Here is a 6,856-nt window from a genome sequence, read left to right as displayed (position 1 = left end):
ATGGATTCCCGCTTGCGCGGGAATGACGGCCATGTGGGGCGCACGCAAATCGCACCACAGTTTTCCACAACAAATGTGGACGCCTTCTTGAAAACCCTGTGGAAAACTCGCGTGCGTATCTTTGCGATCAACCACTTGGCACGGCGTGATGAAAATTTGCGCAACAAATGCGCGTACTTTTCCACAGCGATTGTGGAAAGTCTCCGGTAGAGCCTGTGGATAGATGCGCTATGTCATTGAGCGCAAAGCGTGTGAGTACGGCGTGACGATTAATTGCTCAGCGCAAACTTTGATCAGGCGAGCAGCTGCGGTGCGCTGTGCACGATCCACAGCGACAGCGCACCGAGACCACTGCCAACGAAGATCGCTGCTAGCACATCGCTCGGATAGTGCAAGCCGAGAATCACGCGCGATGCCGCAACCAATGCGGTGAAGGTCAGCAGCAGCGGTGCGAGCAGCGGATACCACGCGAGCGCGACGATGGTGAAACCTACCGCTTGCAGCGTGTGTCCCGAGGGAAAGCTGAATTCGTCCAGCGGCGGTACGTGCGCGATCACGCCGGGGCATGTGCGGAACGGACGCGGACGACGCGTCCAGCGCTTCAGCACACGATACAGACCCAGCGCCACCAGGCCGGTGACGGCCATGTGCGCAGCCGCTTCCAGTCCGCGGCGGCCGTCGATCAGCGTCAGCGCCAACATCAGCGCGTACCAGAACACGCCGTCGCCGAGGCGGCTGATGATGCCGAAGAACAAACCAACAGCATGCCGCGCGCCCCAGCGGTTGGCGGCGATGCACATACGCCGGTCGAATGCGTGGCGCGGAAGCGCAACGTGCTCAGGCAGCTGCGATGGTGACATGGCGGTCATGCACATTCTCCTCGACCAGGTCGCGCAGCAGGTTCTCGAATTCGCGGATCACCGCGTCCGGCGAAAGGCGTTCGACGCTGGCGGTCGCAGCCTGGCCCAAGTGGCGGATCAAGTTAATGTCGGAGGCGAGCGTTACCGCGGCATCCGTAAAGGCGCGTGCATCGCCGGAGGTGATGCGGTAACCGTTGTTGCCGTCGAACAGATGTTCGCGTGCCGCGCCTTCCGCATAGGCCACCACCGGCAGGCCGGCGGCGAGCGCTTCCAGGATCACGTTGCCGAAGGTTTCGCTCAGGCTCGGGAATGGAAACAGATCCGCACTGGCGTAATGGGCCGCCAACGCCTCGTCGCGCTTCATGCCCACGAAGATGAAATCCGGATGCGCTGCCTGCAGCCCCGCGCGCGCAGGGCCATCGCCCACCCACACGTAGCGTGCTTTCGGTGCCACCTGCTGGATTGCGCGGAACGTGTCCACCGCGAGTTCCAGATTCTTTTCCGGTGCGATGCGGCCCACATACAGCACCACTGGCGTATCCGCATCCACGCCCCAGCTTTCGCGCAGCGCGACATCGCGCTTGGACGGATGGAACAACTTCGTATCCACCGCACGGCGCAGCAGGCGTGCATGATCGACGCCCATCGCCGTCAATTCCGCTGCGAGCGCATCGGTAGGTACCAGGGTGATGTTTGCGCGTTGATGGAAGCGGCGCAGATAACCGTGTACGACCGGTGTGAGAAAACCCACGCCATAGTGATTGGCGTAGGCATCGAAACGGGTGTGGAAACCAGTTGCAACAGGAATGCCCAACCGCACGGCGGTCTTCACGGCGGATCGGCCCAGCGGACCTTCCGTGGCGACGTAGATCGCATCGGGACGGCGTTCCGTCCAGCGCTGGCGGAGCGTGCGGTAGGCAGGGAGACCGAAGCGCAGGCCGGGATAGCGGGGCAAGGCCGCACCGCGCGTTTCCAGTGCGTGGATGCCCGGTTCGTCGGTGTGGCTGACGGTTTGACGAGGACGGATGAGATCGATCTCGTGGCCCTTTGCGGCCAAACCGGTCGCCAGACCATGCACGGTGAGCGCGACACCGTTGATCTCCGGCGGATACGTCTCGCTGATGATGCCGATACGCATGGCGCATCCTCGTCTTGTACGGCGATAGCTTCCTCTTGTGCCGTTGCGTTGCGATGGCGTTCAGGTGACAGGCCGGTTACGGGTGTTACCAAACGAGGAAAACCGTGCCCAGAAGGACCTAACTCGGCTAGATTGCGTGAACGGACTTCTGGATCAGGAGGCTCTCATGAAACGCTTGCTGCTTGTCGTCGCATTAGCCACCGCAACCGGTTCCATCTTTGCTGCCGAGGCGCCTGCCTTGCCGGTCACCAAAGCGCCGGCCGGCGCCGAGGTTTACATCATTTCCCCGCAGGACGGCGCCACCGTGCCGCAAAGCTTCACCGTACGCTTCGGCCTCAAAGGCATGGGCGTTGCGCCCGCTGGCGATGCGCATGAAAAGACCGGCCACCATCATCTGTTGGTGGATGTGAAAGACCTGCCGCCTGCCGGTCAGCCGATTCTGAAAGATGAGCAGCACCTCCATTTCGGCGGCGGCCAGACCGAAACCACACTGAAGTTGTCGCCCGGCACGCATACGCTGCAATTGGAGCTGGGTGATACCAACCACATTCCGTTTGATCCGCCGGTGGTATCGAAGGTGGTTACGGTGCATGTGAAGTAAGCAATGCGCAAAATCTAAAGCCCCTCTCCCTCCGGGAGAGGGGAGTTCCATCGCGGCATCGGCTAAAATTTCCCGTTCCATCCGCCGCATCGCCGAGACCATGACCGTCCGCACCCGCTTCGCCCCCAGTCCCACCGGTTTCCTGCACATCGGCGGCGCGCGCACCGCGCTGTATTGCTGGCTGGAGGCGCGTCGTCGCGGCGGCGATTTCCTGTTGCGCATTGAGGACACCGATCGCGAGCGTTCCACCGACGCTGCCGTGCAGGCCATTTTGGATGCCATGCAATGGCTGGATCTGAGTGCCGACCAGGCGCCGATATTTCAGACGCATCGTCTGGAACGCTATAAGCAAGTTGCACTCGATCTCGTCGCAGCGGGGAAGGCCTACTACGCGTACGAAAGCAAGGAAGAAATCGAAGCAATGCGCGAATCCGCCATGGCACGTGGCGAGAAGCCGCGCTACAACGGTTATTACCGCGATCGCAACGAACCCTATCGCGACGATCCGAACCGCGTGATCCGTTTCAAGAATCCGCTGGAAGGCTCCGTGGTGTGGGACGACAAGGTCAAGGGCAGGGTGGAGTGGTCCAACACGGAGCTGGATGATCTGGTGATCTTCCGTTCCGACGGCTGGCCTACCTACAACTTCGCCGTGGTGGTCGACGATATCGACATGGGCATCACCGAAGTGATCCGTGGTGATGACCACGTCAACAACACGCCGCGCCAGATCAACATCTATCACGCGCTCGGCGCCAAGGTGCCGGAGTTTGCGCACCTGCCGATGATTCTGGACAAGGAAGGCAAGAAACTGTCCAAGCGCACCAATTCGGTGAGCGTGATGGAGTACCGCGAAAACGGCTTCCTGCCGCACGCCATCCTCAATTACCTGGTGCGCCTGGGCTGGTCGCACGGTGATCAGGAAATTTTCTCGCGCGAGGAAATGATTAAGTTGTTCGACGTGGCGGACGTCAACAAAGCAGCTTCGCGTTTCGATACCGAAAAGCTGCTGTGGCTCAATCAGCACTACTTGAAGACTGATGATCCGAAGCAACTGGCGCCGGAATTCGAATGGCATCTCGCGCGTGCTGATATCGACTTCAGTAAGGGACCTGCACCGGCCGACGTGATCGTCGCATTGCGCGACCGCGTGCAAACGCTGAAGGACATGGCCGAGCGCGCGAAGATCTGGTACGGCCCGATCACCGAATGGGACGACAAGGCCATCGCCAAGCATCTGAAGAACGACAGTGCGGCGCAGGTGCTGCAAGCTGCGCGCGAGCTGCTCGCGGCATGTGAGTGGAAGCCGGAGCCGATCCATCAGGTGATCGAACAGGTTGCCGCCAAACTGGAACTTGGTATGGGCAAGATCGCTCAGCCGCTACGCGTGGCGATGACCGGCACGCAGGTGTCGCCGTCGATTGATCACACCATTTATCTCGCTGGGCGCGAAGTGGCGTTGAAGCGTATCGATGATGCGGTGGCGCTGGCGCAAGCCTGAGTTTTTTCTCCCTCTCCCCTTTGGGGAGGGGGTCGGGGTGAGGGGCAAAGCTTGCGAAATTGGGTAATCAAGCCATGGGGTCGTCATTCCCGCGGAAGCGGGAATCCATTGTCGCTTTCTCCGGAGAGCAACATGGATTCCCGCTTTCGCGGGAATGACGGCACGAAAAATTGAGCTTCATGAGAACGTGTAGATATCCGCTTCACCAGGAAAGGGAGTAGAGCGCTAGTGGACGAACTCCTAGCCAAAGCCACCCAAGGCGTCGACATGGACGCCCCCGACGCTTACCTGCACATCTTCTTCAACCTGATGGCGATGGTCCCATGGGCTGCTTTGTTCTGGTGGAACCTGGCCTTCGTCGCGGTGGGAGCGCTGCTCGGCTGGTGGCGCGGACGGTTGTTGGCAGGCGTGATCTGGGCGCTAGTGCTCGGGCCCATCGGCTGGATTATCGTGCTGCTTGCCCCCAAATCGGCGAAGCCTCCACCGCTGCCTCGTTCCCATTAGTGGCAGGTGTATGATCGCCATCGAGGTGAATTCAGTGAGCAATACGTCCGCCAAGGAACACATCCACCATCATCACGAGAGCCCCAGCGATTTCGTGGCAGCGGTGGAGCATGCAAGCGAGGAGCGCGGTTTGCGCCTTACTCCGCTGCGCAAGGAAGTGCTTGAGCTGATCGCCGCAGCTGGCAAGCCGGTGAAGGCGTACGACCTGCTCGATCATCTGCGTGAACGTCATGGCAATGCAGCGCCGCCTACTGTCTATCGCGCGCTCGACTTTCTGCTCGAACACGGCTTCATCCACAAGCTGGAATCGATCAACGCGTTCGTTTCCTGTCATCACCCGGCCGAAGCGCACCAGGTGCCGTTCCTGATCTGCGACGTTTGCTCCAGTGCACAGGAAGTGTGCGACGAACGCGTCGCTGAGCTGATCGAAGCGCAGGCCAAGGCTTTCGGCTTTCGTCCCCAGGCGCAGACGCTGGAAGTGCACGGCGTGTGCAAGCAGTGCCGTAAAGCCTAAAAAGAGCCTGTTCAATATCCCCCCCCCCGCAGCCCGCATAGCCCCTTAGTGGTCGCCATGCGGCCGCGCGCGGCTTGACCAGACAGCCTGGCGCTGCGCCACGCACGACCACCCGGCGACCACTAAGGGGCTATGCGAACTACGCTGGGACATTGAAAAGGCTCTCGTTCCCCCGTCCCTTGCGGACAGCTTGCGGATGTTATAATGTATCAAAATGTTGCCGGACCCCGCCGGCGATTTCGCATGGTGCCATCCCGCTCATGGATCCCACGCCAACGCCGCCGAATGCCCGCTGGTGGTCTATAGCTGACCGTATCGGTGCAACCGCTTCGTTCCTATGTGCCATCCATTGCGCGGCCTTGCCGTTCGTGCTGGCGATCCTGCCGCTGCTGGGCCTGAGCTTTCTCGCTGATCACGCCTTCGAGCGGGGTTTCGTGCTGTTTGCCAGCGCACTTGCGCTGGTCGCCTTGGTCAATGGCTATCGCCGCCATCATCGTCCGCTACCGCTGCGATTGGCGCTTCCCGGTCTGATGTTGCTGGTCCTGGGCGTCACGCTCGCGGAAAACTATCCGATCATCGTGCATAGCGTGATGGTGACCTGCGGCGGCATGCTGTTGGCTAGCGCGCATTTCTTCAATCTTCGCCTTGACCACCAATTTCGCCATGAACATGGCCCGCATTGCGCGCACGGATGAATCGCGCTCAAGCGCGGTGATTGTGTAACGGCCGCACTGCTTTCTAGCATGTCGGCATGAATCACGCGCACAGCCACACCCACGATCATCACCATCACGCCCATGCCCACGAGACGGGCGCGACAGGGCGTGAGCGCAAATTGCTGTTCGCCTTCGTGCTTACCGCGGGCATGATGGTCGCCGAAGCAGCAGGCGGCTGGTGGTCCGGTTCGCTGGCGCTGCTGGCTGATGCCGGCCACATGTTGGTGGACGCCGCTGCGCTATTGCTTGCGTTGTTTGCCGCGCGCATGGCGAAGCGTCCCGCCGATGCGCGCCGCACCTACGGCTATGGCCGCATGGAAGTGCTGGCCGGTTTCGTCAATGCACTCACGCAATTCGTGCTGGTCGGATTGATTGCTTACGAAGCGATCGAGCGCTTTTTCAAGCCAGTGGCGATTCTTTCCGGTGTCATGCTCAGCGTAGCTATCGTCGGCTTGCTGGTGAACCTGATCGTGTTGCGCAGCCTGCATGATCACGCGCACGACGATGTGAACATTGGTGCTGCCAGCTTGCACGTATTGGGCGATCTGCTTGGTTCGGTCGGCGCGGTGCTTGCAGCGTTGGCGGTGCGTTGGCTCGGCTGGAATTGGGCAGATCCCATGCTGTCGGTGCTGGTCTCGTTGTTGATCCTGCACAGTGCATGGCAATTGCTACGGCGCTCCACGCACATTCTCCTGGAAGGCGTGCCCGAGGGCATGGATACGCATGAGGTAGAAACGGCATTGCGAGGTGCCGATGCTTCCATTCGCGATGTTCATCATCTGCACGTATGGCAACTCGCTTCGGGTTCGCGCATGGCTACGCTGCACCTCGAATTGCACGACCGGGATGACGGGGCACGTGCGCTGGCGGCGGTCAATCGCACGCTGCTGGAGCGCTTCGGCATTCGCCACGCTACGGTGCAGATCGACCCCGGACATTGCCCGGACGGAAGCCCCGACTGCGGGGCACGGCACCATTCGTCGCATCATCATTAGTGCTTTTCCGGGCGCGCTTGCGCTTTG

The 6,856-nt window shown here is 60.9% G+C and carries 9 protein-coding genes; 7 read left to right on the top strand and 2 right to left on the bottom strand.

The annotated features are described in order from the left end of the window. The coding region (locus QQJ86_RS15185; protein WP_284321819.1) for a hypothetical protein at positions 1-210 on the top strand (210 nt) is incomplete at its 5' end. Between the two features lie 83 nt (positions 211-293). Here QQJ86_RS15185 and QQJ86_RS15180 read toward each other — a convergent pair. Both QQJ86_RS15180 and QQJ86_RS15175 read right to left on the bottom strand, forming a co-directional pair. Next, positions 294-869 (bottom strand): phosphatase PAP2 family protein, encoded by a 576-nt coding sequence (locus tag QQJ86_RS15180; RefSeq protein ID WP_284321818.1) that lies wholly within the window; start codon positions 867-869, stop codon positions 294-296. Further along, positions 838-1,998, bottom strand: a complete 1,161-nt coding sequence (locus QQJ86_RS15175; RefSeq protein ID WP_284321817.1) for a glycosyltransferase family 4 protein — start codon at positions 1,996-1,998, stop codon at positions 838-840. Before QQJ86_RS15175 ends, QQJ86_RS15180 begins: the two co-directional genes overlap by 32 nt. 166 nt (positions 1,999-2,164) lie before the next feature. On the opposite strand from QQJ86_RS15175, the gene QQJ86_RS15170 reads away from it, so the two are divergent. The 6 genes from QQJ86_RS15170 to QQJ86_RS15145 all read left to right on the top strand — a co-directional run bounded on the left by QQJ86_RS15170 (position 2,165) and on the right by QQJ86_RS15145 (position 6,829). Next, entirely contained in the window at positions 2,165-2,599 is a 435-nt protein-coding gene (locus tag QQJ86_RS15170) for a DUF4399 domain-containing protein (protein WP_284321816.1), read from the top strand. 100 nt (positions 2,600-2,699) lie between these two features. Next, positions 2,700-4,100, top strand: a complete 1,401-nt coding sequence (gene gltX / locus QQJ86_RS15165; protein ID WP_284321815.1) for a glutamate--tRNA ligase — start codon at positions 2,700-2,702, stop codon at positions 4,098-4,100. Positions 4,101-4,328: 228 nt separating this feature from the next. After that, positions 4,329-4,604: a hypothetical protein gene (locus QQJ86_RS15160; protein WP_284321814.1), complete on the top strand. Its 276-nt coding sequence runs from the start codon at positions 4,329-4,331 to the stop codon at positions 4,602-4,604. A gap of 10 nt (positions 4,605-4,614) precedes the next feature. Then, positions 4,615-5,118 carry a transcriptional repressor gene (locus QQJ86_RS15155; protein ID WP_284321813.1) on the top strand — a complete coding sequence of 168 codons (504 nt, stop codon included), beginning with the start codon at positions 4,615-4,617 and terminating at the stop codon, positions 5,116-5,118. A gap of 260 nt (positions 5,119-5,378) precedes the next feature. Then, on the top strand, positions 5,379-5,813 hold the full coding sequence (locus tag QQJ86_RS15150; RefSeq protein ID WP_284321812.1) for a MerC domain-containing protein: 435 nt from the start codon (positions 5,379-5,381) through the stop codon (positions 5,811-5,813). A 56-nt stretch (positions 5,814-5,869) separates the two neighbouring features. Next, positions 5,870-6,829, top strand: a complete 960-nt coding sequence (locus QQJ86_RS15145) for a cation diffusion facilitator family transporter (RefSeq protein WP_284321811.1) — start codon at positions 5,870-5,872, stop codon at positions 6,827-6,829. Positions 6,830-6,856: the final 27 nt, after the last annotated feature.

Source organism: Dyella acidisoli (assembly GCF_030160295.1).
GTDB classification, from domain to species: domain Bacteria; phylum Pseudomonadota; class Gammaproteobacteria; order Xanthomonadales; family Rhodanobacteraceae; genus Dyella_B; species Dyella_B acidisoli.
Note: the sequence above shows the minus strand (reverse complement) of the source record. Positions and strands in the feature narration are given on the sequence as shown.